Raw genomic sequence first — 22,923 nt, 5'->3', positions numbered from 1 at the left:
GCCAATGTCAACTGCCGCGCTTTTCGCGCAGCTTCGCGAACCAGTCGACGCGCTTCTTCAACTCGCGTTCAAAGCCGCGTTCGACCGGGCTGTAAAAGACCGGCCGCTTCATGCCATCGGGGAAATAATGCTGGCCCGAGAAGCCGTCCTCGGCGTCGTGGTCGTAGTGATAGCCCGCGCCGAAGCCCTGTTCCTCCATCAGCCGGGTGGGGGCGTTGAGGATGTGCTTGGGCGGCGGGGCCGAGCCAGTCTTGCGGGCGGCCTCGCGGGCGGCCTTGTAGGCGACATAGCCCGCGTTCGATTTCGGCGCGAGCGCAAGATAGATCACCGCTTGCGCCAGCGCGAGTTCGCCCTCGGGCGAGCCCAACCGTTCATAGGTCTCCCAGGCGTGCAGGCATTGCGTCTGCGCCTGCGGATCGGCCAGCGCAATATCCTCGACCGCCATCCGGGTCAGGCGCCGGGCGATGAAGCGGGGATCCTCGCCGCCCTCCAGCATGCGGCAATACCAGTACAGCGCGGCATCCGGGTCGGAACCGCGGACGGATTTGTGCAGCGCCGAAATCAGGTTGTAATGGCCGTCGCCCGACTTGTCGTAATTTGCCGCCCGTCGCATCAGCCGGGTCGAGAGCGCTTCGGTATCGAGCGGGGCCGACAGCTTCCACGCCATCACCTGCTCGATCAGGTTGAGCGCGGCGCGGCCATCGCCATCGGCCATTTCCAGAAGCGCCTCGCGCGCCGGGGCTTTCAGCGGCAGGGCCTTGCCCATCGCCTGCTCCGCCCGCTGCGCCAGCCGTTCGAGATCGGCAAGGCTGAGCCGCTCCAGCACGATCACCTGCGCCCGCGACAAAAGCGCGGCGTTCAGCTCGAAGCTCGGGTTTTCGGTGGTGGCGCCGACCAGAAGGATGGTGCCGTCCTCCATATGCGGCAGGAAACTGTCCTGCTGCGCCTTGTTGAAGCGGTGGATTTCATCGACGAAAAGCAGCGTCCCCCGCCCCTGCCCCATCCGCAGCTTCGCCGCGTCGAAGACCTTGCGCAGTTCGGGCACGCCGGAAAAGATCGCCGAGATCTGCACGAAGGCGCGGTCAGTCTCATGTGCGAGCAGCCGGGCGATCGTCGTCTTGCCAACGCCGGGCGGCCCCCAGAGGATCACCGAGCCGAGCGACTGCGCCGCCAGCATCGCCCCCAATGGCCCCTCCGGGCCAAGCACATGGGTCTGGCCGATCACCTCGGACAGATGCTGCGGGCGGATGCGGTCAGCGAGTGGCCGCGGAGCCTCGGCCCCCTTGGGTGCGGATGTGTCGAAAAGATCGGGCATGACCGTGCCAGAATACCATCCCGCCTTCGCCGCGAAAGGGCGAAAGATCGGAAAAGCTTACAGCATCCGGTATTCCTTGGCGCGCTGGATCGCCTCGGCGGTGGTGCGCGCCATCAGACGTTCGCGCGCCGACAGAAGCCGCGCCTTGAAGGCCGATTGCGTGATGCCCAGCTTCGCCGCCGCCGCCGCATGGCGATCCCCGGCCGCGACACAGCGCAGCGCCTCGATCTGCGCCTTGGTCAGGGCTTCCGGCGGCTGCGACAGCTCATGCAGACGCCGGATCTGCTGCGCGATCAACTCGATCTCGTCATCGCGGAACTCGCGGTTCCGCAGCGTGAAAGACGCGATAGTGCGCGAGGTGACCGGTCCGCAGGACACCGTCACCCCGTAATTCAGCCCGAATTTCCGCGCCTCGCCGAGGATGTTGAACGGGTCAGGCAGGCCGAACTCGCTCCACCGGGATGCCCCCTCTTGCGAGAAGCCCCAGGCGATCGTCGGATCGCGCAGCGCATAGGCTTGTCGGGTGTAATGGTCCGTCCAGGCGTCGGGATAGGTCTGAAACTGCATGATCGGCGCGGCAAAACGGATGTGCAGACCAATGAAATAGCCATCCGTCGCAACACGACCGATTTCCCGCAGGCATTTGTTGATTTCGACGTGAATGGACATGTCTTTTTAGACAAGTGAAGCGGCAAAAGATCAACTGCCAATTGCTGTTGTTTGGTTGCTTTTGGCGCGTTTCCGCCGCATTTCTGAAGCGTTTCGATACAATTTCAACCCTGCATTGCAGGCCACGCGAAAAAGAAAACCCGCCTCAAGGGGCGGGTTTTCCCTTTTACTTGTGGATGCCTTATTCGTCGGCAGCTTCGAAAGCCGCTTCACGGGCCTTGTCAGCCGCGCCCTTCGCCGAGACATCACGCTCGACGAATTCGATGAAGGCCATCGGGGCCATGTCGCCATAGCGGAAGCCGGCTTTCAGAACGCGGGTGTAGCCACCGTTGCGGTCCTTGTAACGCGGCCCGAGCACTTCGAAGAGCTTGGCCACGTCCTTGTCCTGCTTCAGCATCGCGGCCGCTTGACGGCGCGCGTGCAGGTCGCCGCGCTTGGCCAGCGTGATCAGCTTTTCGATGATCGGACGCAGTTCCTTGGCTTTCGGCAGGGTGGTTTTGATTTGTTCGTGCTCGATGAGCGAGCCGCACATGTTGGCGAACAGCGCCTTGCGGTGTTCGTGGGTGCGGTTCAGACGGCGGTAGCCGCGAGCGTGACGCATGATGGTCTCCTATTGCGTTGTGCTTTGTGTTGCGCCCCGTGCGTGCGGGGGGCTTCGTTGGGGCATCATTGCCCAGGGTTCCCGGTCTTCCCGGCATTTGCCGGGGGGCGTTACCGCCCCCCGAAAGATCAGAACTGGTCTTCGAAGCGCTTCGCGAGATCTTCGATGTTCTCCGGCGGCCAATCCTCGACTTCCATGCCGAGGTGCAGCCCCATCGAGGAGAGCACTTCCTTGATCTCGTTGAGCGACTTGCGGCCGAAGTTCGGGGTGCGGAGCATCTCGGCTTCGGTCTTCTGGATGAGATCGCCGATATAGACGATGTTGTCGTTCTTGAGGCAGTTCGCCGAACGGACCGACAGTTCCAGCTCGTCCACTTTCTTCAGCAGAAGCGGGTTGAACTCGAGCCCGTCGTCGGCATCGGCTTTCGAGGCCGATTCCGGCTCTTCGAAGTTCACGAAGATCGACAGCTGGTCTTGCAGGATGCGCGCAGCATAGGCCACCGCGTCTTCCGGCGTCAGCGAGCCATCGGTTTCGATCTTCATCGTCAGCTTGTCATAGTCGAGCACCTGACCTTCGCGGGTCGGTTGCACGTCATAGGCGACCTTCTTCACCGGCGAATAGATCGCATCGATCGGGATAAGCCCGATCGGCGCATCTTCCGGACGGTTCTTGTCGGCGGCCACGTAGCCTTTGCCGGTATTCACGGTCAGTTCCATGAACACGTCGGCGCCATCGTCGAGGTGGCAGATCACGTGGTCCTTGTTCAGAACCTCGATGCCCATCGATTCAGAGATGTCGGCGCCGGTCACGACGCGCGGACCCTTGGCCGAGATCGAGAGGCGTTTCGGCCCTTCGACGTCCATCTTGAGCGAGATGCCCTTGAGGTTCAGGATGATGTCGGTGACGTCTTCACGCACGCCCGCGACCGAGGAGAACTCGTGCAGCACGTTGTCGATCTGCACCGAGGTGATGGCCGCGCCCTGAAGCGAACTCATCAGCACGCGGCGCAGCGCGTTGCCCAGCGTCAGACCGAAGCCGCGCTCCAGCGGTTCCGCGATGACGGTGGCTTGCCGTTGCGGATCGTTGCCCGCCTTGATTTCAAGCTGCGTCGGCTTGATCAACTCGGCCCAATTCTTGTGGATCATGCGCTCTGCCTCCATTCTTGTTCCGGACCCATGTCCCTTGCCCGGAACGCCCGAGGAAAAAACGAAACTGACCGGGCCGCGCGAGGACACCCCGCACGGCCCGGCTTAACACAGTTGATTAGACGCGGCGGCGCTTGGGCGGACGGCAGCCGTTGTGGGCGATCGGCGTCACATCCCGGATCGAGGTGATGTTGAGGCCAACCGCAGCCAGCGCGCGCAGCGCCGACTCACGGCCCGAACCCGGGCCCTGCACTTCGACGTCCACGGTTTTCAGGCCGTGTTCCTGCGCCTTGCGGGCAGCGTCTTCGGCGGCCATCTGCGCGGCATAGGGGGTCGATTTGCGCGAGCCCTTGAAGCCCATGGTGCCCGACGACGACCACGAGATGGCGTTGCCTTGCACGTCCGAGATCAGGATCTTGGTGTTGTTGAACGACGAGTTCACATGCACCACACCAGCGGCGATGTTCTTGCGTTCCTTGCGTTTGACGCGAGTCTTGTCACGAGCCATGTGCTACCCTCCCCTTACTTCTTCTTGCCGGCGATCGGTTTCGCCGGGCCCTTGCGGGTACGGGCGTTGGTGTGGGTGCGCTGACCGCGAACCGGCAGGTTCTTGCGGTGACGCAGGCCACGGTAGCAACCAAGGTCCATCAGACGCTTGATGTTCATCGAGACTTCGCGGCGCAGGTCACCTTCGACGGTGAAATGCGCGTCGATGTATTCGCGGATGGCGAGCACTTCGGCGTCGGTCAGTTCGTTCACCCGACGCGCTTCGGCGATGCCGACGGCTTCGACGATTTGCTTGGCAAACATCGGGCCGATGCCGTGGATGTATTGAAGAGCGATCGGGACGCGTTTCCCGGTCGGAATGTTGACGCCAGCAATACGTGCCAAAGCGTGCTTCCTTTCGTTGCGGTTCCGTGGTGCCAGAACCTTTTTTCACAACTTGTCCGGAAAATCACCTCTCCGGACGGCTTAACGCCCGAACCTCCGGCATTCCGGAGATTCGGGCGATTCTCATGCGAGACACCGCGACCTAGAGGCTATTTTGGCGCAGGTCAAGCGGTAACACGCCTCAGACTTGCTGATCGAGGATGGCCGCGACCGAGGCCGCCACGTCGTCGATTTCGGCCAGACCATCGACACCGAACAGATCGCCCGCGTGATAGTAGTAGCCGATCAGCGGCGAGGTCTTCTTGTAATACTCCATCAGCCGGGTGCGCAGGCTTTCCTCGTTGTCATCGGCGCGCCGACGCAGGTCGGTCGAGCCGCAGACATCGCAGGTGCCCGCCACTTTCGTGGGCTTCGTGGCGTCGTGATAGACTTCGCCGCACTTGCCGCAGGTGAAGCGCCCCGAGATCCGGTGCACCAGCACCTCGTCATCCACGCGCATCTCGATCACGGCGTCGAGCTTCTGGCCGATCTTCGCCAAGAGCCGCCCGAGCGCATCCGCCTGCGGCAGCGTGCGCGGGAAGCCGTCGAAGATGAAGCCGTTGCCCTGACCGGACGAGAGCTTTTCCTCGATCAGGCCGATGACGATCTCGTCGGTGACGAGTTCGCCGCGGTCCATCACTTCGGCGACCTTCTTGCCCATTTCGGTGCCCGAGGTCTTGGCCTCGCGCAGCATGTCGCCGGTCGACAGCTGCACCATGCCCCGTTCGTCAACGAGCTTGCGGGCCTGGGTGCCCTTGCCTGCGCCGGGCGGCCCCAGCAGGATGATATTGGCCATGCTTTCCTCCCTCAGCGCCGGGTGGGCGCCTTCTTCGTGGCCGATTTGCGTTTGCCGCGCAGCTGAGACCGCTCGATGAGCCCCTCATATTGATGCGCCAGAAGATGCGACTGAATCTGGTTGATCGTGTCCATCGTCACCGAGACCACGATCAGCACAGAGGTGCCGCCGAAGTAGAACGGAACATGCAGTTCCGTTTGCAGGATCGTGGGCAGCAGGCAAACCAGCGCCAGATAGGCGGAGCCGATCACCAGAATGCGGGCCACGACATAGTCGAGGTAGTCTTCGGTCTTCTTGCCCGGACGGATGCCGGGAATGAAGCCGCCCTGATTCTTCAGGTTCTCGGCCACTTCGTCGGATTTGAAGGTGACGTTCGCCGTGTAGAAATAGGCGAAGAACACGATCATGCCCGCATAGAACGCCAGATAGAGCGGCTGACCGGGGCCGAAATAGGCGAGGATCGTCGACATGATCGGGCCGGTGTTGTCGCCCGAGAAGGTCGAGATCGTGGTGGGCAGAAGCAGCAGCGACGAGGCGAAGATCGCCGGGATGACGCCCGCCGGGTTGACCTTGATCGGCAGGTGCGAGGAGCTGCCGTCATAGATCTTCATGCCCACCTGACGGCGGGGATACTGGATGTGGATCTTGCGCAGCGCCCGTTCCATGAAGACGACGAAGGCGATGACGGCGATCACCATCACCAACACGCCGATCGTGATCGGGATCGAGGTGTTCCCGGCCGCCCGGCCCTGCGCGAAGAAGGTCGCCGCGGCGTGCGGGATGTTCGCGACGATGCCGACGAAGATGATCAGCGAGACACCGTTGCCGATACCGCGCGCGGTGATCTGCTCGCCGAGCCACATCAGGAACATCGTACCGCCGACCAGCGTCACCACCACCGAAGAGATGAAGAACAGATGCGGCACCGACTCGTTCGCCATGCCGCCGTTGTAAAGGCTGGTGGCCAGACCCCAGGCCTGGAACGTCGCCAGACCGACGGTCGAATAGCGGGTGATCTGGTTGATCTTCTTGCGGCCCTGCTCGCCTTCCTTCTTCATCTGCTCGAGCGCGGGCACGAGCGCAGTCAGAAGCTGAACGATGATCGAGGCCGAAATATAGGGCATGATGCCAAGCGCAAAGACGCCCATCCGCCCCAGCGCGCCGCCGGTGAACATCGACAGCATGCCGCCGATCCCCTGCGAGGCGCGTTCCATGAAGCTCCGCAGCGCGTCAGCATCGATGCCGGGCACCGGGATATAGGTTCCGAGCCGGTAGATGATCAGCAGCCCGATGGTGAAGAAGATGCGCGCCCTGAGGTCGGAGGCCTTGCCCAAGGCCGACCAGCTCAGGTTCGCCGCCATTTGCTCTGCAGCAGATGCCATGCCCGTCTCTTTCATGCGAGAAGCGCCGCCAGACCGTTCCCCGGTCGGCGGCGCCTGGAAAACTGTTGCCTATGTAAGCGGGCCAAGGCCCGTTCACAACCGATTATTCGGCAGCGGCCGCAGCAACGGTCAGCGTGCCACCGGCTTTCGCGACGGCTTCAACGGCCGCGGCGGAGGCGCCGGTCACAACCAGCGTGACCTTGGTGGTGATTTCGCCCTTGGCGAGAACGCGGATGCCGTCACGCTTGCGCGAGGTCAGACCAGCGGCAACGAGGATATCGTCGGTGATCGGCGCCGAGGCGTCGAGCTTGCCGAGGCCGATGAATTTCTCGATCAGGCCGAGGTTGACGACGGCGAAAGCCTTGCGGTTCGGCTTGTTGAAGCCACGCTTCGGCAGACGCCGATAGAGCGGCATCTGACCGCCTTCGTAGCCGCCCAGAGCGACGCCCGAACGCGATTTCTGACCTTTGATACCACGGCCAGCGGTCTTGCCCTTGCCCGAACCCGGACCACGCGCAACGCGTTTGGATTTCTTGGCCGCACCCGCGTTGTCGCGGAGTTCATTGAGTTTCATGTCGCTTCTCCTTTGCCGGAAGATGCCCCCGGAAGCGAAACCGGAGCACACGCGGCGTTTGTTGTTGATTCTGTGGCAGAGCCACCGTGGGCGTATAGCGGGAGCGAGGAAATCCCGCAAGCACTAGCTGTCACGCCTTGGCCGATGATCGCCCCAGATCACCTGCTCGCCTGCACATACTCCCTCGCCGCCCCCACAAGAGTTACAATCGAGCTTTCCGGCAGTGTGAGAAAGACCAGAGCGACCAGAGCCAAAAGCACGGCGCCGAGTCCTCTTCCGCGGAAGAAACCGAACGATAGCTCTGCCTGAGAGATCAGGTCGAACGTCAGGACTTTGAGGGACGGCTTCTTGTCGGGGACCACGGGACACACTCCTCGCTATAGTGTGTGCCTCCGCTCCGCAGCGATACATTACCGCGAGTCGCAACCCCTTCACAAGCTGCGGGTAGAAAACTACCTGCCTCAGGTGGGTGCCCTCTTCCTTTCGCGAAAGCGTCCCACCTCATATGGCGCCAGCCTCCGACCCCAACGCAAAATATAGACAGCCTCAGCGCCAGAACACGAATTAAATGACCTTTTCGTCATGCTCTGCAACCTGCCGGTCGATATCACTCCTCCTCGAAGAACCCCCAGCCGTCGGCGATGAAACCGTAGATCGCGGCCATCAGCGTCAGCTTCTCTTCCTCGGCCCAGAGGGTCTCGAAGGTCAGCACCACCGGACCCGTGGTGATCTCGAGGCAATCCTCGTCGTCCTCGTCATCAGCTTCATACCATTCGACCGAATAGCCCGCGGCCTCGGCGGCCTCGGTAAAGCCGTCCCAGTCGGCCTTCGGCTCGTCGGTGACGAACTGGAAGTTGATGCAGGCCTTCTCGGGCAGCGATTCCATCGACTGGATTTCCCGAAACACCTGTTCGGTCTCGGCTTTCTGCTGCTTCAGGTCCATCATCGCCTCCTTGGTTGCCCCACCGTCCTAAACGAAAAACGCCCCGGGGGATACCCGGGGCGTTCCTCAATCTTCGCGAAGGACGCTCAGCCGCGCTCTTCGATGATCTTCACGAGGTGCGAGATCTTGTTGACCATGCCACGGACGGCCGGAGTGTCTTCCAGCTCACGGGTGCGGCGGATCTTGTTCAGGCCGAGACCTTTGAGGGTCGCGGTCTGGATGGCCGGACGACGGGCGGCCGAGGCCACCTGTTGCACGACGATGGTTTTCTTCGCCATCTCTCACACTCCTCAGGCTTCGGCCGCTTCAGCGGCGGTCTTCGGCAGGATGTCGGCCACTTTCTTGCCACGGCGCGCCGCGACGTTGCGGGGCGAGGCTTCCAGTTTCAGACCGTCGATGGTGGCGCGGATCATGTTGTAGGGGTTCTGCGACCCGATCGACTTCGCGACCACGTCCTGAACGCCCAGCATCTCGAACACGGCGCGCATCGGACCACCGGCGATGATCCCGGTCCCGGCCGGAGCCGTCCGCATCACCACTTTGCCAGCGCCGTGACGGCCTTCGATGTCATGGTGCAGGGTGCGGCCATCACGCAGCGGCACGCGAACGAGCGAGCGCTTCGCCTGTTCGGTCGCCTTGCGGATCGCTTCCGGCACTTCCTTGGCCTTGCCCTTGCCGAAGCCGACGCGACCACGCTGGTCACCCACCACGACGAGCGCAGCGAAGCCGAAGCGCTTACCACCCTTCACGGTTTTCGACACGCGGTTGATCGCAACCAGACGATCGGCGAATTCCGGGGTCTCTTCGCGCTCGGCGCGACGCTCCCGGCGGTTTTCACGTTCTGCCATCAGGCATTCCTTTCGTGAATGGCGTGGGTCCACGCCGTTGTACCAATCCAGGTGGGCAGCCCCAAAGGGACCGCCCCCGGATCATCGGGAGGGCGCAAGCGCCCCCCACCGGGCTCAGAACTTCAGACCGCCTTCGCGGGCTGCGTCGGCCAGAGCCTTGATCTTCCCGTGGAACAGGAAGCCGCCACGGTCGAAGTAGCACTCTTCGACACCGGCTTTCTTCGCACGCTCGGCGATCGCGGCACCGATCTTGGTGGCCGCTTCGACGTTGTTCTTGCCAACCAAGCCGAACTCTTTTTCCAGAGTCGACGCCGCAGCAATCGTCACGCCTTTGACGTCGTCGATCAGCTGGACGCTGATGTTCTTCGACGAGCGATGCACCGACAGACGGGCGCGGCCATTGGCCATCGCCTTCAGTTTGTTCCGGACGCGCAGGCGGCGTTTGAGGAACAGCTCTCTCTTCTTGTTCGCCATTTTCGCGCCCCTTACTTCTTCTTGCCTTCCTTGCGGAAGATGAACTCGCCCTTGTAGCGGATCCCTTTGCCCTTGTAGGGCTCGGGACGACGCCATTCGCGGATGTTCGCGGCCACCTGGCCGACCAGTTGCTGGTCGATGCCTTCGATGGTGATTTCGGTCTGCTTCGGGGTGGCGATGGTCACGCCAGCGGGCACCTCGAAGTTGACTTCATGCGAATAGCCGAGCGAGAGCTTCAGAACATTTCCCGCCATCGCAGCGCGGTAACCCACGCCCTGGATTTCGAGCTCTTTCTTGAAGCCGGTGGAGACGCCGATGGCGAGGTTCTCGATCATCGAACGCACCATGCCCCATTGCTGGCGGGCACGTTTCGAGGTGCCGCGCGGGGTCACGGTGACGGTCGAGCCGTCGAGAGCAACCGTCACGTCGTCGGTGGCGGTGAAGCTGCGGGTGCCTTTCGGCCCCTTCACTTCGATGGTCTGACCCGAAAGCGTCGCGCTGACGCCCTTGGGCATTTCGACCGGTTTCTTGCCGATACGAGACATGCTTCCCTCCTTAGAACACGGTGCAGAGCACTTCACCGCCAACATTGGCAGTGCGCGCAGCCGCGTCCGTCATGACGCCTTTCGGCGTGGAGACGATGGAAACGCCGAGGCCGTTGCGGACCGACGGGATTTCCTTGACCGAAGCATAGACCCGGCGGCCCGGCTTCGACACGCGATGGATTTCGCGGATCACCGGGGTGCCTTCGAAGTACTTCAGGCTGATCTCGAGCTCCGGATGGCCTTCGGTCGAGGTCGTTTTCTCATAGCCACGGATGTAGCCTTCCGCTGCGAGCACATCGAGCACCCAGGCGCGCAGTTTCGACGCCGGGGTTTTCACGGTGGACTTGCCGCGCAGTTGCGCGTTGCGGATGCGGGTCAGCATATCGCCGAGGGGATCGTTCATGGACATTCCCGGTCTCCCTTACCAGCTCGACTTCACCATGCCGGGGATCTGGCCGAACGAGGCCAGGTCACGCAGCATGATCCGCGAGAGTTTGAGCTTACGGTAGTAAGCGTGGGGACGGCCGGTCAGTTGGCAACGGTTGTGCAGACGCACGGCCGACGAGTTGCGGGGGAGTTCCGCCAGTTTCAGAGTCGCCTTGAAGCGCTCTTCCATCGGGCGGGACTGATCTTCGATGATCGCCTTGAGCGAGGCGCGCTTGTTGGCGAATTGCTTCACCAGCTTGGCGCGCTTCACTTCGCGTTCAACCATGGATTTCTTGGCCATAAATTCTCTCCGCGATCAGGCGTTGAAAGGCATGTTGAAGGCTTTCAACAGCGCCTTCGCTTCGGCATCGACCTGGGTCGAGGTGCAGATGATGATGTCCATCCCGAGCACTTCGTCGACCTTGTCGAAGTCGATCTCCGGGAACACGATATGTTCCTTGAGACCCATCGCGAAGTTGCCACGGCCGTCGAAGCTGGGCTTCACACCGCGGAAGTCGCGCACGCGCGGCAGGGCGATGTTGATCAGACGGTCGAGGAATTCATACATCCGGTCACCGCGCAGGGTCACCTTGCAGCCCAGCGGCATCTCTTCACGGACGCGGAACCCGGCGATCGAGTTCTTGGCCTTGGTGATGACAGCCTTCTGACCGGCGATGAGCGTCAGCTCTTCAGCGGCTTGCTTGACTTTCTTGGTGTCCTTGACGGCTTCGCCGACGCCCATGTTCAGAACGACTTTTTCGATCTTGGGGATCTGCATGTCGTTCTTGTAGCCGAACTGCTCTTTCATCGCAGCGCGGATCGAGGCGGCATAAAGCGCCTTCAGACGCGGGGTATAGGTGGCTTGGTCGAGCATCAGATCGCCTCCCCGGTGGTCTTGGCAAAACGGACCTTGGTGCCATCGGCTTCGATCCGGAAGCCGACGCGGGTCGCCTTGCCGTTCGCGTCGATCAGCGAGAGGTTCGACAGGTCGATCGGCATCGCCTTCGGCGTGCGGCCGCCCTGCGCATTCGCGGTCTGACGCTGATGGCGGATCGCCATATTGACGCCTTCGACGACGGCCTTGTTGTCCTTGGGCATGACAGCGGTGATTTCACCTTGCTTGCCCTTGTCCTTGCCGGTCAGCACGACGACCTTGTCGCCCTTGCGGAGTTTCGCAGCCATCACAGCACCTCCGGCGCAAGCGAGATGATCTTCATGAAGTTCTTCGCGCGCAGTTCGCGAACGACCGGCCCGAAGATACGGGTGCCGACCGGTTCGCCCTGGTTGTTCAGGATGACGGCGGCGTTGCGGTCGAAGCGGATGGCGGTGCCATCTTCGCGACGGACTTCCTTGGCGGTGCGAACGACGACGGCCTTGCGGACATCCCCCTTCTTCACGCGGCCTTTCGGAATCGCCTCCTTGACCGACACCACGATGATGTCGCCCACGGATGCGTAGCGGCGGTGCGAACCGCCCAGAACCTTGATGCACTGAACTCGGCGAGCGCCGGAGTTGTCAGCGACATCCAGATTGGTCTGCATCTGGATCATGTTGTTACTCCCGACCTTTGGGAACGGCTATGCAGGTAGTCGTCCCAGGGTTTCGATGAACTGAAAAGTTCATCGCCGGGCCTGAGTTTCCTCAGGCCTCGACGACGACCGTCCAGCGTTTCGTCTTCGAGATCGGCGCACATTCCTCGATGCGGACGGTGTCACCGGTCTTGAATTGGTTCAGCGCGTCATGCGCGCGGTATTTCTTCGATTTCCGCACCGTTTTTTGCAGCAGCGGATGCTTGAAGCGGCGTTCCACGAGGACAGTGATCGTCTGATCGTTCTTGTCCGAGGTCACGACCCCTTGAAGGATACGTTTGGGCATCGGAAGTCTCCTTACTTCGCGGCTTCAGCAGCTTTTTGGTTCAGCACCGTCTTCACGCGGGCAACGTCACGACGGACGGCGCGCATGCGGGCGGTGTTTTCCAGCTGGTTGGTGGCGGCTTGGAAGCGGAGGTTGAAGGCTTCCTTCTTGAGCGCGACAAGCGCGTCGCGGAGCTCGTCAGGCGTCTTCGCCTTGAGATCTTGGGCTTTCATCCCAGGGTTCCTTGTCTGGCACCGGAAGGCCCCGCTTGGGTGCGTGATGCACACTTGGGGTGACCCGTGGTCCGGTGGGTTATGTAAGCCACGGCCGATTCCCGAAGGGACCGGCGCGCGGATGCCGCTGCCTACAGGAAAGCGCCCGCCGGAGCAAGCCCCGAATGAAAGCGGGTCCGCCCTACTGCGGATCGCGAAACAGCGCCACGAAAGGGCCGATCGCGCGGAAGTCGCGCTTGTGCCGAAGCGGCCGGGTCAGCGCCACGAGCACCGCCCAGAACGGGCGCATCTGGCGCATCCGCCGCACGGCCGCCTCCCAGATGCCCTTCGTGTCGGCGGCACGATAGGCCGCGCGGGCGGCCAGAACCGAGGCGTCGATGCGGCCCGTCTCGGCACAAAGATCAAAGAAGAAGATCAGCACATCCCAGACGTGACCACCCGGCGTGTTGTGCCGCGCACGGTATTTTTCCAGATCGATGAAGGTGATCTGTCCATCCTGCCAGCAGATGTCGCAGAGGTTTGGCCGCCCGTGGCTGTAGCCCGCCGCATGCAGACCGGCCAGCGCCCGCGCCGCCGCGACCAGTGCCGCCCGCACGTCGGGTGCCTCGGAGCCGGAGCGCCGCAGCAGACTGCGCACGGTCGGGCCGGCATCGGCGAGAACGAAATGATCCGGCCCCTCGGCCAGCACTTTCGGAAAGGGCAGATGCGCGTCCTGCAGGCTCAGATAGGCGCTCCGCTCGGCTTCGAACAGCCGTCGCGGGTCGCCCTTTTGCAGCCGCAGCCGCAGCCCGACCTGTTCGACGCGCTTCACCCATCCGGGTTGACCGGCCACGAAGGTCTTTTCGATGCGCCGTGCCGACACGTCCGTACTCCAGCTTTCCGCCCAGCATCGGGCAAGCCCTGCCCCGCCGCAAGGACCGAACGTCATCTTTCTGTCACAAAGGAGATGGCCTTGCCCAAAGCAAAACCCCCGCCGTTTCCGACGGGGGTTTCGATCTCGAACCTTGGAAGACTTACCAGTCTTCGCGGGCGACGATGCGGGTCATCACCGGAAGCTTGTTCGCGCCAAGGCGCAGGGCTTCGCGGGCGATGGCGTCCGGAACGCCGTCGATTTCGAACATGATGCGGCCCGGTTTGACCTTGCACGCCCAGAAATCGACAGAGCCTTTCCCTTTACCCATCCGAACCTCGGTGGGTTTCGAGGTCACCGGCACATCCGGGAACACGCGGATCCAGACGCGGCCCTGACGCTTCATGTGGCGGGTGATCGCGCGGCGAGCCGCTTCGATCTGACGCGCGGTCACACGCTCCGGTTCGGTCGCCTTGAGGGCGAACGAGCCGAAGTTCAGGTTGAAGCCGCCTTTGGCTTCGCCGTGGATGCGGCCCTTGTGCTGTTTGCGGAATTTCGTCCGTTTCGGTTGCAGCATTTCAAGTCACTCCTCAGCGAGCGTCGCGGTCGCGACGCGGACCGCGCGGAGCCGGGCCGTCTTGGGCTTCGGCGGCCTTGCGGTCACGGGCCTGCGGATCATGTTCCATGATCTCGCCTTTGAAGATCCAGACCTTGACGCCGATGATCCCATAGGGGGTCATGGCTTCGTCCAGCGCGTAGTCGATGTCGGCACGCAGGGTGTGCAGCGGCACGCGACCTTCACGGTACCATTCGGTACGGGCGATCTCGGCGCCACCAAGGCGGCCCGAAACGTTGACCCGGATCCCGAGGGCGCCCATGCGCATCGCGTTCTGCACGGCACGTTTCATCGCGCGGCGGAACGAGACCCGACGCTCGAGCTGTTGGCAGATCGACTCGGCCACCAGCTGCGAATCGAGTTCCGGCTTGCGGACTTCGACGATGTTCAGGTGCAGTTCCGAAGCGGTGAAATTCGCCAGCTTCTTGCGCAGGGTCTCGATATCGGCGCCTTTTTTGCCGATGATGACACCCGGACGCGCAGCGTGGATCGTGACACGGCACTTCTTGTGCGGACGCTCGATGATCACGCGGGCGATGCCGGCTTGCTTCGCCTCTTCATGGATGAACTCGCGCATGCGCAGGTCTTCCAGAAGCAGGTTGCCGTAGTCTTTCGATTCGGCGAACCAGCGGCTGTCCCAGGTACGGTTGACCTGGAGACGCATCCCGATGGGGTTGACCTTCTGACCCATTACGCGCGCTCCTCGACCTGACGCACCTTGATGGTGATTTCCGAAAACGGCTTCATGATCTTGCCGAACCGGCCACGCGCCCGCGGACGGCCACGCTTCATCACGAGGTTCTTGCCGACCCAGGCTTCGGCAACCACGAGGCTGTCGACGTCAAGGCCGTGGTTGTTTTCGGCGTTCGCGATCGCCGATTGCAGGCACTTGCGCACGTCTTCGGCGATCCGCTTCTTCGAGAAGGTCAGATCGGCCAGAGCCTTTTCGACCTTCTTGCCACGGATCAGCGCGGCGACGAGGTTCAGTTTCTGCGGCGAGGTGCGCAGCATCTTCGCTTTCGCGAAGGCTTCGTTGTCCGCCACGCGGCGCGGATTTTGTTCCTTACCCATGGCGATTACTTCCTCTTCGCTTTCTTGTCGGCGGCGTGACCGTAGTAGGTCCGGGTCGGCGAATATTCACCGAACTTCTGGCCGATCATCTCCTCGGTGACGTTCACCGGGATATGCTTCTGGCCGTTGTAGACGCCAAAGGTGAGGCCGACGAACTGCGGCAGGATGGTGGAACGACGCGACCAGATCTTGATGACGTCCGATTTGCCCGAAGCCCGAGCCTTTTCCGCTTTCTTCAGCAGATAGGCATCGACGAAGGGGCCTTTCCAGAGAGAACGTGCCATGTGTTAGCGACCCTTCTTGGCGTGACGCGAACGGAGAATGTACTTGTCCGTCTTCTTGTTCGAACGGGTCTTCTTGCCCTTGGTGTCCTTGCCCCACGGGGTCACCGGGGTACGGCCACCCGAGGTCCGGCCTTCACCACCACCATGCGGGTGGTCGATCGGGTTCATCGCAACACCGCGAACGGTCGGGCGGATGCCCATGTGGCGACGACGCCCGGCTTTCCCGAGGTTCTGGTTCGAATGGTCGGCGTTCGACACGGCACCGATGGTCGCCATGCATTCCTGACGCACGAGGCGCAGTTCGCCCGACGACAGACGGATCTGGGCGTAGCCCCCGTCACGGCCGACGAATTGGGCGTAGGTCCCGGCAGCGCGCGCCAGCTGGCCGCCCTTGCCCGGTTTCAGTTCGACGTTGTGAACGATCGTGCCGATCGGCATGCCCGAGAAGGGCATCGCGTTGCCCGGCTTGATGTCCTGCTTCAGGCCGGCGATGACGGTGTCACCCACGGCAAGGCGCTGCGGCGCGAGGATATAGGCCAGTTCGCCGTCGGTGTATTTCACCAGCGCGATGAAGGCGGTCCGGTTCGGGTCATATTCGATCCGTTCGACCGTGGCGGCGACGTCGAATTTGCGACGTTTGAAGTCGACGATGCGGTAGAGACGCTTCGCGCCACCACCCTTGTGCCACATCGTGACGCGTCCGGTGTTGTTCCGGCCGCCCGTTTTCGTCAGACCCTCGGTGAGGGCTTTGACGGGGCGACCTTTCCAAAGCTCCGAACGGTCGATCAGAACCAGTCCACGCTGGCCAGGCGTCGTCGGCTTATACGACTTGAGTGCCATGCTCTCTGTCTTCCGTTGCTTTGGACCTGTCAGGTCCGTTTCGTATGGGGCGCCGTAGCTCCCCGCTCACGTTTTCAGTCGCCTGAAAAGCAAAACTCTGCGGGCCGGGAAGCCCCGGCCCGAGAGATTCGTGCGGCTTCTATCAGAGGCCGGTCGAGACGTCGATGGTGTTTCCGGCTTCGAGCGTCACATAGGCTTTCTTCACGTCCGAGCGCACGCCGGGGCGGCCCTTGAAACGCTTGGTCTTGCCTTTGGTGATGGTGGTGTTGACCGCCTTCACCTTGACGCCGAAGAGCGCTTCCACGGCTTCCTTGATGGCGGGTTTGGTCGCCGTCTTGGTCACCTGGAAGACGACCGCACCAGCCTCGGAAGCCATGGTGGCTTTCTCGGTGATGACGGGCTTCACGATCACGTCGTAATGTTCGGGTTTCGCGCTCATTTCAGGCGAGCCTCCAGAGCTTCGACACCCGCTTTCGTGATCACGAGCGTGTCACGCTTGAGGATGTCATAGACGTTGGCGCCCATGGTCGGCAGCACGTCGATGCCGTCGAGGTTGCGCGCCGCCAGAGCGAAGTTCTCGTTGACCGAGGCGCCGTCGATGACCAGGACCTTTTTCCAGCCCAGTTCCTTCGCGGCTTTCGCCAGAAGGGCGGTTTTCGCTTCGGCCATGTCAGCCGCTTCGATCACCACGAGGCTGCCCGATTTCGCCTTGGCCGAGAGCGCATGGCGCAGGCCGAGGGCACGGAACTTCTTGGTCAGGTCGTGGGCGTGCGACCGCGGGGTCGGGCCCTTGTAGACGCCACCGTGACGGAAGATCGGAGCCTTCTTGGACCCGTGGCGAGCGCCGCCGGTGCCTTTTTGGCGATAGATCTTCTTGGTCGAGTAGCTGACGTCCGACTTGCCGAGCACCGAGTGGGTGCCAGCCTGGGCCTTGGCCCGCTGCCAGCGCACGAGGCGGTGCAGGATGTCGGCACGCGGCTCGAGGCCGAACAGCGCGTCGTCCAGCTCGATCGAACCGGCGGTGCCGCCGTCAAGCTTGATCACATCGAGTTTCATGCTTCACCCCCTTCGACCGAGACTTGTTCGGCCGGAGCAGCAGCGCCCTTCAGCGCGGCGGGCAGCGGCAGATCGGCCGGAGCGGCTTTCTTCACCGCGTCCTTGATCGTGACCCAGCCGCCCTTGGCGCCCGGAACCGACCCTTTGACCATGATCAGGCCACGGGCGGCGTCGGTGCGGACGACTTGCAGGTTCTGGGTGGTGACGCGGGCAGCACCAAGATGGCCAGCCATCTTCTTGCCCTTGAACACCTTGCCCGGATCCTGGCACTGGCCGGTCGAACCGTGCGACCGGTGCGAGACCGACACACCGTGCGAGGCGCGCAGACCACCGAAGTTGTGACGCTTCATGGCACCGGCAAAGCCTTTACCGATCGAGGTGCCGGCGATGTCGACATGCTGACCGGCAAGGTAATGCTCGGCCGAGATCTCGGCGCCAACGTCGATCAGGTTTTCCGGCGAAACGCGGAATTCGCACAGCTTGCGCTTCGGCGCCACATTCGCTTTCGCGAAATGGCCACGCATCGCAGCGGTGGTGCGCTTGGCTTTCGCCTCGCCCGCACCGAGTTGCACCGCGGTGTAGCCGTCGGTTTCCACGGTGCGCTGCGCGACAACCTGCAGGTTGTCCAGCAGCAGCACGGTCACCGGAACCTGCTTGCCGTCTTCGAGGAACAGCCGGGTCATGCCCAGCTTCTTGGCGATAACACCAGAACGCATGTGCCCGCTCCTCAGACTTTGATCTCGACGTCCACGCCAGCCGCGAGGTCGAGCTTCATCAGCGCGTCCACGGTTTGCGGGGTCGGATCGACGATGTCGAGAAGACGCTTGTGCGTGCGGATTTCCCACTGGTCGCGCGACTTCTTGTCGATGTGCGGACCACGGAGAACCGTGAATTTCTCGATTTTGTTGGGCAGCGGGATCGGCCCGCGGACCTGTGCACCCGTACGCTTCGCGGTGTTCACGATTTCCTGGGTGCTGGCATCCAGCACGCGGTAATCGAACGCCTTGAGCCGGATGCGAATGTTTTGACCAGACATGCAGTCTTCCCTTTTCGCAGGGCTTTCAAGTTGAGAGGCAGACCCCGCCGAATGCGACGCCTGCATCGAACCGTAATCTTGGCAGATCAGGCCGGTGCCCTACGGGAGCCCCCCGAGTCTGTCAAGAGCAAAAGGAGCGCCCGAGGGCGCTCCTTCCGATTTCGTTCAAAAAGACCGGCAGGTCTTACTTGATGATCTTCGAGACGACGCCGGCGCCGACGGTGCGGCCGCCTTCGCGGATGGCGAAGCGCAGTTTCTCTTCCATCGCGATCGGGGCGATCAGTTCGACTTCGAACTTCAGGTTGTCGCCCGGCATCACCATTTCCGTGCCTTCCGGCAGCTTCACGGTCCCGGTCACGTCCGTCGTGCGGAAGTAGAATTGCGGACGGTAGTTCGCAAAGAACGGCGTGTGGCGGCCGCCTTCTTCCTTCGTCAGGATGTAGGCTTCGGCTTCGAAGTGGGTGTGCGGGTTCACCGATTTCGGCTTGCACAGCACCTGACCACGCTCGACGCCGTCACGGTCGATGCCGCGCAGCAGAACGCCGACGTTGTCGCCCGCTTCGCCGCGGTCGAGCAGCTTGCGGAACATCTCGACGCCGGTGCAGGTCGACTTGGCGGTCGCGCGGATGCCCACGATTTCCACTTCGTCGCCGACGTTGATCACGCCACGTTCCACACGGCCGGTCACCACGGTGCCGCGGCCCGAGATCGAGAACACGTCTTCGATCGGCATCAGGAACGGCTGGTCAACCGCGCGCGCCGGGGTCGGGATGTATTCGTCGACGGCCTTCATCAGGGCGTGGATCGAATCTTCGCCGATGTCCTTGCGCTCGCCGATCATCGCCTGGTGGGCCGAGCCCTTGACGATCGGAATGTCGTCGCCCGGGTATTCGTAGGACGAGAACAGTTCGCGGATTTCCATCTCGACCAGCTCGACAAGCTCTTCGTCATCGACGAGGTCGATCTTGTTCATGTAGCACACCATGTAGGGGATACCCACCTGGCGGCCGAGCAGGATGTGCTCGCGGGTTTGCGGCATCGGGCCGTCCGAGGCGGCGCAAACCAGAATCGCGCCGTCCATCTGCGCCGCGCCGGTGATCATGTTCTTCACATAGTCAGCGTGGCCGGGGCAGTCGACGTGCGCATAGTGACGGTTCGCGGTTTCGTATTCCACGTGCGCCGTCGAGATCGTGATCCCGCGCGCGCGCTCTTCCGGCGCACCGTCGATCTGGTCGTAGGCGCGGAATTCACCGTAGTATTTGGTGATCGCCGCCGTCAGCGTCGTCTTGCCGTGGTCAACGTGGCCGATCGTGCCGATGTTGACGTGCGGTTTCGTCCGTTCAAACTTTGCCTTTGCCATAATGGCCTCCTAAGTCGTTTGTCCTGTGCGGGAGGGGGCCCGGATCTGCCGGGCCCCGTCGCATCAGGCGTGTTTTTTCTGGATCTCGGCCGAGATGTTGTCCGGCACGGTGTCGTAATGGTCGAACTCCATCGAGAACACGGCACGGCCCGAGGACATCGAGCGCAGCGTGTTGATGTAGCCGAACATGTTCGCCAGCGGGACCATCGCGTTGATGACGTTCGCGTTGCCGCGGCTGTCCTGGCCGTTGATCATGCCCCGACGCGAGGTCAGGTCGCCGATGACGCTGCCGGTGTATTCTTCCGGCGTCACGACTTCGACTTTCATGATCGGCTCGAGCAGCTTCGCGCCGGCCTTTTTCAGGCCTTCACGCATGGCGGCACGCGAGGCGATTTCGAAGGCCAGAACCGACGAGTCGACGTCGTGGAAGGCACCGTCGATCAGCGCCACCTTGAAGTCGATCACCGGGAAGCCCGCGAGCGGACCGGAGTCCATCACCGACTTGATGCCCTTTTCGACGCCGGGGATGTATTCCTTCGGCACCGCACCACCCACGATCTTCGACTCGAACGAATAGCCTTCGCCCGGTTCGGTCGGCGAGATGACGAGCTTCACGCGCGCAAACTGGCCGGTACCACCGGTCTGTTTCTTGTGCGTGTAGTCGATTTCATGCTCGCGCGAGATCGTTTCGCGATAGGCCACCTGCGGCGCACCGATGTTCGCCTCGACCTTGAACTCGCGACGCATACGGTCGACGAGGATGTCGAGGTGAAGTTCGCCCATGCCCTTCATGATCGTCTGACCCGATTCGAGATCGGTTTCGACGCGGAAGGACGGGTCTTCGGCAGCCAGACGGGCGAGAGCGATGCCCATCTTTTCCTGGTCGGCCTTGGTCTTCGGTTCCACCGCGATCTCGATCACCGGGACCGGGAAGGTCATGGTTTCGAGAACGACCGGCGCCGCCGGATCACAGAGCGTATCCCCGGTGGTGGTCTCTTTCAGACCGCCAAGCGCGATGATGTCGCCCGCAAACGCTTCGGTGATTTCCTCGCGTTCGATGGCGTGCATCATCATCATGCGGCCAACGCGCTCGCGGCGCTGCTTGGTCGCGTTCAGCATCGCGTCGCCCTTGGCCAGCTTGCCCGAATAGATCCGGGTGAAGGTCAGCGAGCCCACGAAGGGGTCGTTCATGATCTTGAACGCCAGCCCCGAGAAGGGTTGCGCGTCATCGGCCGAACGGGCGATGTTGCGGGTTTCCGTCTCGTCACCCGGCGCGAAGCCCATGTAGGGCGGTACGTCGAGCGGGCTCGGCAGATAGTCGATCACGGCGTTCAGCAGCGGCTGCACGCCCTTGTTCTTGAACGCGGACCCAGCGAGCACCGGGATGAAGTCGATGGCGAGCGTGCCCTTGCGGATCAGCTTGCGCAGCGTTTCCTCGTCGGGCTCGTTGCCCTCGAGGTAGGCTTCCATCGCATCATCGTCCTGACCGACGGCGGTTTCCAGAAGGTTCAGACGCCATTCGTCGGCTTCGTCCTTCAGTTCCGCACGGATCGGCTGACGCTTCCACGACGCGCCAAGATCTTCGCCCTCGTAGACCCATTCTTCCATGGTCACGAGATCGATGATGCCTTCAAGCTTGTCTTCCGAGCCGATCGGCAGGGCAACCGGCATCGCATTCGCGCCGGTGCGGTCCTTGATCATGCGGACGCAGTTGAAGAAGTCGGCGCCGGTCTTGTCCATCTTGTTGACGAACACGATCCGCGGAACCTTGTAGCGGTCAGCTTGACGCCACACGGTTTCGGTCTGCGGTTCCACGCCGGCGTTGCCGTCGAGCAGAACCACAGCCCCGTCGAGCACCGCGAGAGACCGTTCGACTTCGATGGTGAAGTCGACGTGGCCGGGGGTGTCGATGATGTTGAAGCGGAACTTCGAGGCCTTGTCGCCCACGCCGGTCGACGGATCGATCTGACGGTTCCAGAACGTGGTCGTGGCAGCCGAGGTGATGGTGATGCCGCGCTCTTGTTCCTGCTCCATCCAGTCCATCGTCGCGGCCCCGTCATGGACCTCGCCGATTTTGTGCGACTTGCCGGTGTAGTACAGGATGCGTTCCGACGTCGTGGTCTTGCCCGCGTCGATGTGGGCAATGATCCCGAAGTTGCGGTACCGCTCGAGCGGATATTCGCGTGCCATGATGACCCCTTACCAGCGGTAATGGCTGAACGCTTTGTTCGCGTCGGCCATCTTGTGGGTATCTTCGCGCTTCTTCACCGCCGAACCGCGCGAGTTCATGGCATCGAGCAGCTCGCCCGCGAGGCGCTCTTCCATGGTGTTCTCGTTGCGGTTTTTGGCGGCGTTGATCAGCCAGCGGATCGCCAGCGCCTCACGGCGCGACGGACGCACTTCGACCGGCACCTGATAGGTGGCACCGCCGACGCGACGCGAGCGGACTTCGACCGAGGGCTTCACGTTGTCGAGCGCTTCGTGGAACACTTCCACAGGAGCACGCTTGGCGCGGCCTTCGACGCGCTCGAGCGCGTTGTAGACGATCCGTTCCGCGACCGACTTCTTGCCGTCGATCATCAGGTTGTTCATGAATTTGGTCAGCACGCGATCGCCATATTTGGCGTCGGGCAACACTTCGCGCTTTTCAGCTGCGTGACGACGAGACATCTGGTGATCTCCTTATTTCGGACGCTTGGCGCCGTATTTCGAACGACGCTGGCGACGGTCTTTGACGCCTTGGGTATCCAGCACACCGCGCAGGATGTGGTAACGGACACCCGGAAGGTCTTTCACCCGGCCGCCGCGGATGAGCACGACGGAGTGCTCTTGCAGGTTGTGCTTTTCGCCCGGGATGTAGGAGATGACCTCGAAGCCATTCGTCAGGCGGACCTTGGCCACCTTACGCATAGCGGAGTTCGGTTTCTTCGGCGTCGTGGTGTACACGCGCGTGCACACGCCCCGCTTTTGCGGGCACGACTGAAGGTGCTGCGACTTGCTGCGCTGCACCTTGGGCTGCCGCGGTTTGCGGATCAGCTGCTGGATCGTCGGCATTCGGTTCCCCGTTCTGCTGTC

Annotated in this window: 36 protein-coding genes; all 36 read right to left on the bottom strand. The window is 62.5% G+C overall.

Features of this window, described 5'->3' with window-relative positions; all coding sequences use genetic code 11:
* Nucleotides 1-7 precede the first annotated feature (7 nt).
* The 36 genes from C8J30_RS05860 to rpsL all read right to left on the bottom strand — a co-directional run bounded on the left by C8J30_RS05860 (nt 8) and on the right by rpsL (nt 22,902).
* On the bottom strand, nt 8-1,315 hold the full coding sequence (locus C8J30_RS05860; RefSeq protein ID WP_110804787.1) for a replication-associated recombination protein A: 1,308 nt from the start codon (nt 1,313-1,315) through the stop codon (nt 8-10).
* Between the two features lie 57 nt (nt 1,316-1,372).
* Nucleotides 1,373-1,984, bottom strand: a complete 612-nt coding sequence (locus tag C8J30_RS05855) for an autoinducer binding domain-containing protein (protein ID WP_110804786.1) — start codon at nt 1,982-1,984, stop codon at nt 1,373-1,375.
* Between the two features lie 181 nt (nt 1,985-2,165).
* Entirely contained in the window at nt 2,166-2,585 is a 420-nt protein-coding gene (rplQ, locus tag C8J30_RS05850; RefSeq protein WP_110804785.1) for a 50S ribosomal protein L17, read from the bottom strand.
* A gap of 128 nt (nt 2,586-2,713) precedes the next feature.
* Entirely contained in the window at nt 2,714-3,730 is a 1,017-nt protein-coding gene (locus C8J30_RS05845; protein ID WP_110805017.1) for a DNA-directed RNA polymerase subunit alpha, read from the bottom strand.
* Between the two features lie 118 nt (nt 3,731-3,848).
* Entirely contained in the window at nt 3,849-4,238 is a 390-nt protein-coding gene (gene rpsK / locus C8J30_RS05840) for a 30S ribosomal protein S11 (protein WP_013066070.1), read from the bottom strand.
* A gap of 14 nt (nt 4,239-4,252) precedes the next feature.
* Nucleotides 4,253-4,621 carry a 30S ribosomal protein S13 gene (gene rpsM / locus C8J30_RS05835; protein WP_013066069.1) on the bottom strand — a complete coding sequence of 123 codons (369 nt, stop codon included), beginning with the start codon at nt 4,619-4,621 and terminating at the stop codon, nt 4,253-4,255.
* Nucleotides 4,622-4,802: 181 nt separating this feature from the next.
* Nucleotides 4,803-5,456 carry an adenylate kinase gene (locus C8J30_RS05830; RefSeq protein ID WP_110804784.1) on the bottom strand — a complete coding sequence of 218 codons (654 nt, stop codon included), beginning with the start codon at nt 5,454-5,456 and terminating at the stop codon, nt 4,803-4,805.
* Between the two features lie 11 nt (nt 5,457-5,467).
* Nucleotides 5,468-6,838: a preprotein translocase subunit SecY gene (gene secY, locus C8J30_RS05825; protein WP_110805016.1), complete on the bottom strand. Its 1,371-nt coding sequence runs from the start codon at nt 6,836-6,838 to the stop codon at nt 5,468-5,470.
* A gap of 103 nt (nt 6,839-6,941) precedes the next feature.
* Nucleotides 6,942-7,412 carry a 50S ribosomal protein L15 gene (gene rplO / locus C8J30_RS05820; protein WP_110804783.1) on the bottom strand — a complete coding sequence of 157 codons (471 nt, stop codon included), beginning with the start codon at nt 7,410-7,412 and terminating at the stop codon, nt 6,942-6,944.
* Between the two features lie 158 nt (nt 7,413-7,570).
* Nucleotides 7,571-7,774: a hypothetical protein gene (locus tag C8J30_RS05815; protein ID WP_146227865.1), complete on the bottom strand. Its 204-nt coding sequence runs from the start codon at nt 7,772-7,774 to the stop codon at nt 7,571-7,573.
* 245 nt (nt 7,775-8,019) lie between these two features.
* The gene (locus C8J30_RS05810) at nt 8,020-8,355 is read right to left on the bottom strand and encodes a ribonuclease E inhibitor RraB (protein ID WP_181420792.1); all 336 of its coding nucleotides are present in this window, start codon (nt 8,353-8,355) and stop codon (nt 8,020-8,022) included.
* A gap of 86 nt (nt 8,356-8,441) precedes the next feature.
* Nucleotides 8,442-8,633: a 50S ribosomal protein L30 gene (rpmD, locus tag C8J30_RS05805; protein WP_013066063.1), complete on the bottom strand. Its 192-nt coding sequence runs from the start codon at nt 8,631-8,633 to the stop codon at nt 8,442-8,444.
* 12 nt (nt 8,634-8,645) lie between these two features.
* Nucleotides 8,646-9,203: a 30S ribosomal protein S5 gene (gene rpsE, locus C8J30_RS05800; protein ID WP_110804780.1), complete on the bottom strand. Its 558-nt coding sequence runs from the start codon at nt 9,201-9,203 to the stop codon at nt 8,646-8,648.
* Nucleotides 9,204-9,317: 114 nt separating this feature from the next.
* Nucleotides 9,318-9,677: a 50S ribosomal protein L18 gene (rplR, locus tag C8J30_RS05795; protein ID WP_013066061.1), complete on the bottom strand. Its 360-nt coding sequence runs from the start codon at nt 9,675-9,677 to the stop codon at nt 9,318-9,320.
* An 11-nt stretch (nt 9,678-9,688) separates the two neighbouring features.
* Nucleotides 9,689-10,222 carry a 50S ribosomal protein L6 gene (gene rplF, locus C8J30_RS05790; protein ID WP_110804779.1) on the bottom strand — a complete coding sequence of 178 codons (534 nt, stop codon included), beginning with the start codon at nt 10,220-10,222 and terminating at the stop codon, nt 9,689-9,691.
* Nucleotides 10,223-10,232: 10 nt separating this feature from the next.
* Entirely contained in the window at nt 10,233-10,631 is a 399-nt protein-coding gene (gene rpsH, locus C8J30_RS05785; protein ID WP_181420791.1) for a 30S ribosomal protein S8, read from the bottom strand.
* A 12-nt stretch (nt 10,632-10,643) separates the two neighbouring features.
* Nucleotides 10,644-10,949: a 30S ribosomal protein S14 gene (rpsN, locus tag C8J30_RS05780; protein WP_013066058.1), complete on the bottom strand. Its 306-nt coding sequence runs from the start codon at nt 10,947-10,949 to the stop codon at nt 10,644-10,646.
* A gap of 15 nt (nt 10,950-10,964) precedes the next feature.
* Nucleotides 10,965-11,522: a 50S ribosomal protein L5 gene (gene rplE / locus C8J30_RS05775; protein ID WP_110804778.1), complete on the bottom strand. Its 558-nt coding sequence runs from the start codon at nt 11,520-11,522 to the stop codon at nt 10,965-10,967.
* Nucleotides 11,522-11,830, bottom strand: coding sequence for a 50S ribosomal protein L24 (gene rplX / locus C8J30_RS05770; RefSeq protein WP_110804777.1), 309 nt, complete (start codon nt 11,828-11,830; stop codon nt 11,522-11,524). Before rplX ends, rplE begins: the two co-directional genes overlap by 1 nt.
* Nucleotides 11,830-12,198 (bottom strand): 50S ribosomal protein L14, encoded by a 369-nt coding sequence (rplN, locus tag C8J30_RS05765; RefSeq protein WP_013066055.1) that lies wholly within the window; start codon nt 12,196-12,198, stop codon nt 11,830-11,832. Before rplN ends, rplX begins: the two co-directional genes overlap by 1 nt.
* Nucleotides 12,199-12,289: 91 nt before the next feature.
* Nucleotides 12,290-12,523, bottom strand: coding sequence for a 30S ribosomal protein S17 (gene rpsQ, locus C8J30_RS05760; RefSeq protein ID WP_013066054.1), 234 nt, complete (start codon nt 12,521-12,523; stop codon nt 12,290-12,292).
* Between the two features lie 11 nt (nt 12,524-12,534).
* Nucleotides 12,535-12,735 (bottom strand): 50S ribosomal protein L29, encoded by a 201-nt coding sequence (gene rpmC / locus C8J30_RS05755; RefSeq protein WP_013066053.1) that lies wholly within the window; start codon nt 12,733-12,735, stop codon nt 12,535-12,537.
* A 181-nt stretch (nt 12,736-12,916) separates the two neighbouring features.
* Complete coding sequence (locus tag C8J30_RS05750; RefSeq protein WP_110804776.1) at nt 12,917-13,597, bottom strand: hypothetical protein; 681 nt, start codon at nt 13,595-13,597, stop codon at nt 12,917-12,919.
* Nucleotides 13,598-13,748: 151 nt separating this feature from the next.
* Nucleotides 13,749-14,162 carry a 50S ribosomal protein L16 gene (rplP, locus tag C8J30_RS05745; protein WP_013066051.1) on the bottom strand — a complete coding sequence of 138 codons (414 nt, stop codon included), beginning with the start codon at nt 14,160-14,162 and terminating at the stop codon, nt 13,749-13,751.
* Nucleotides 14,163-14,175: 13 nt separating this feature from the next.
* Nucleotides 14,176-14,892 carry a 30S ribosomal protein S3 gene (gene rpsC / locus C8J30_RS05740; RefSeq protein ID WP_013066050.1) on the bottom strand — a complete coding sequence of 239 codons (717 nt, stop codon included), beginning with the start codon at nt 14,890-14,892 and terminating at the stop codon, nt 14,176-14,178.
* On the bottom strand, nt 14,892-15,272 hold the full coding sequence (rplV, locus tag C8J30_RS05735; protein ID WP_110804775.1) for a 50S ribosomal protein L22: 381 nt from the start codon (nt 15,270-15,272) through the stop codon (nt 14,892-14,894). The genes rpsC and rplV overlap by 1 nt, the downstream gene beginning before the upstream one ends.
* A gap of 5 nt (nt 15,273-15,277) precedes the next feature.
* Nucleotides 15,278-15,556 (bottom strand): 30S ribosomal protein S19, encoded by a 279-nt coding sequence (gene rpsS, locus C8J30_RS05730; protein ID WP_055211973.1) that lies wholly within the window; start codon nt 15,554-15,556, stop codon nt 15,278-15,280.
* 3 nt (nt 15,557-15,559) lie between these two features.
* Entirely contained in the window at nt 15,560-16,396 is an 837-nt protein-coding gene (gene rplB / locus C8J30_RS05725) for a 50S ribosomal protein L2 (protein ID WP_110804774.1), read from the bottom strand.
* A 142-nt stretch (nt 16,397-16,538) separates the two neighbouring features.
* Nucleotides 16,539-16,835, bottom strand: coding sequence for a 50S ribosomal protein L23 (locus C8J30_RS05720; protein WP_013066046.1), 297 nt, complete (start codon nt 16,833-16,835; stop codon nt 16,539-16,541).
* Entirely contained in the window at nt 16,832-17,452 is a 621-nt protein-coding gene (gene rplD, locus C8J30_RS05715; protein ID WP_110804773.1) for a 50S ribosomal protein L4, read from the bottom strand. The genes C8J30_RS05720 and rplD overlap by 4 nt, the downstream gene beginning before the upstream one ends.
* Entirely contained in the window at nt 17,449-18,168 is a 720-nt protein-coding gene (gene rplC / locus C8J30_RS05710) for a 50S ribosomal protein L3 (RefSeq protein WP_110804772.1), read from the bottom strand. The genes rplD and rplC overlap by 4 nt, the downstream gene beginning before the upstream one ends.
* Before the next feature lie 11 nt (nt 18,169-18,179).
* The gene (rpsJ, locus tag C8J30_RS05705) at nt 18,180-18,488 is read right to left on the bottom strand and encodes a 30S ribosomal protein S10 (RefSeq protein WP_013066043.1); all 309 of its coding nucleotides are present in this window, start codon (nt 18,486-18,488) and stop codon (nt 18,180-18,182) included.
* A gap of 184 nt (nt 18,489-18,672) precedes the next feature.
* The gene (tuf, locus tag C8J30_RS05700) at nt 18,673-19,848 is read right to left on the bottom strand and encodes an elongation factor Tu (protein WP_110804761.1); all 1,176 of its coding nucleotides are present in this window, start codon (nt 19,846-19,848) and stop codon (nt 18,673-18,675) included.
* Nucleotides 19,849-19,911: 63 nt separating this feature from the next.
* The gene (gene fusA, locus C8J30_RS05695) at nt 19,912-22,038 is read right to left on the bottom strand and encodes an elongation factor G (protein ID WP_110804771.1); all 2,127 of its coding nucleotides are present in this window, start codon (nt 22,036-22,038) and stop codon (nt 19,912-19,914) included.
* Between the two features lie 9 nt (nt 22,039-22,047).
* Nucleotides 22,048-22,518: a 30S ribosomal protein S7 gene (rpsG, locus tag C8J30_RS05690; protein WP_055209137.1), complete on the bottom strand. Its 471-nt coding sequence runs from the start codon at nt 22,516-22,518 to the stop codon at nt 22,048-22,050.
* Nucleotides 22,519-22,530: 12 nt separating this feature from the next.
* The gene (gene rpsL / locus C8J30_RS05685) at nt 22,531-22,902 is read right to left on the bottom strand and encodes a 30S ribosomal protein S12 (RefSeq protein WP_010399029.1); all 372 of its coding nucleotides are present in this window, start codon (nt 22,900-22,902) and stop codon (nt 22,531-22,533) included.
* Nucleotides 22,903-22,923: the final 21 nt, after the last annotated feature.

Source organism: Rhodobacter viridis, from assembly GCF_003217355.1.
In the GTDB taxonomy this organism is placed as follows: Bacteria; Pseudomonadota; Alphaproteobacteria; order Rhodobacterales; family Rhodobacteraceae; genus Rhodobacter; species Rhodobacter viridis.
Note: the sequence above shows the minus strand (reverse complement) of the source record. Positions and strands in the feature narration are given on the sequence as shown.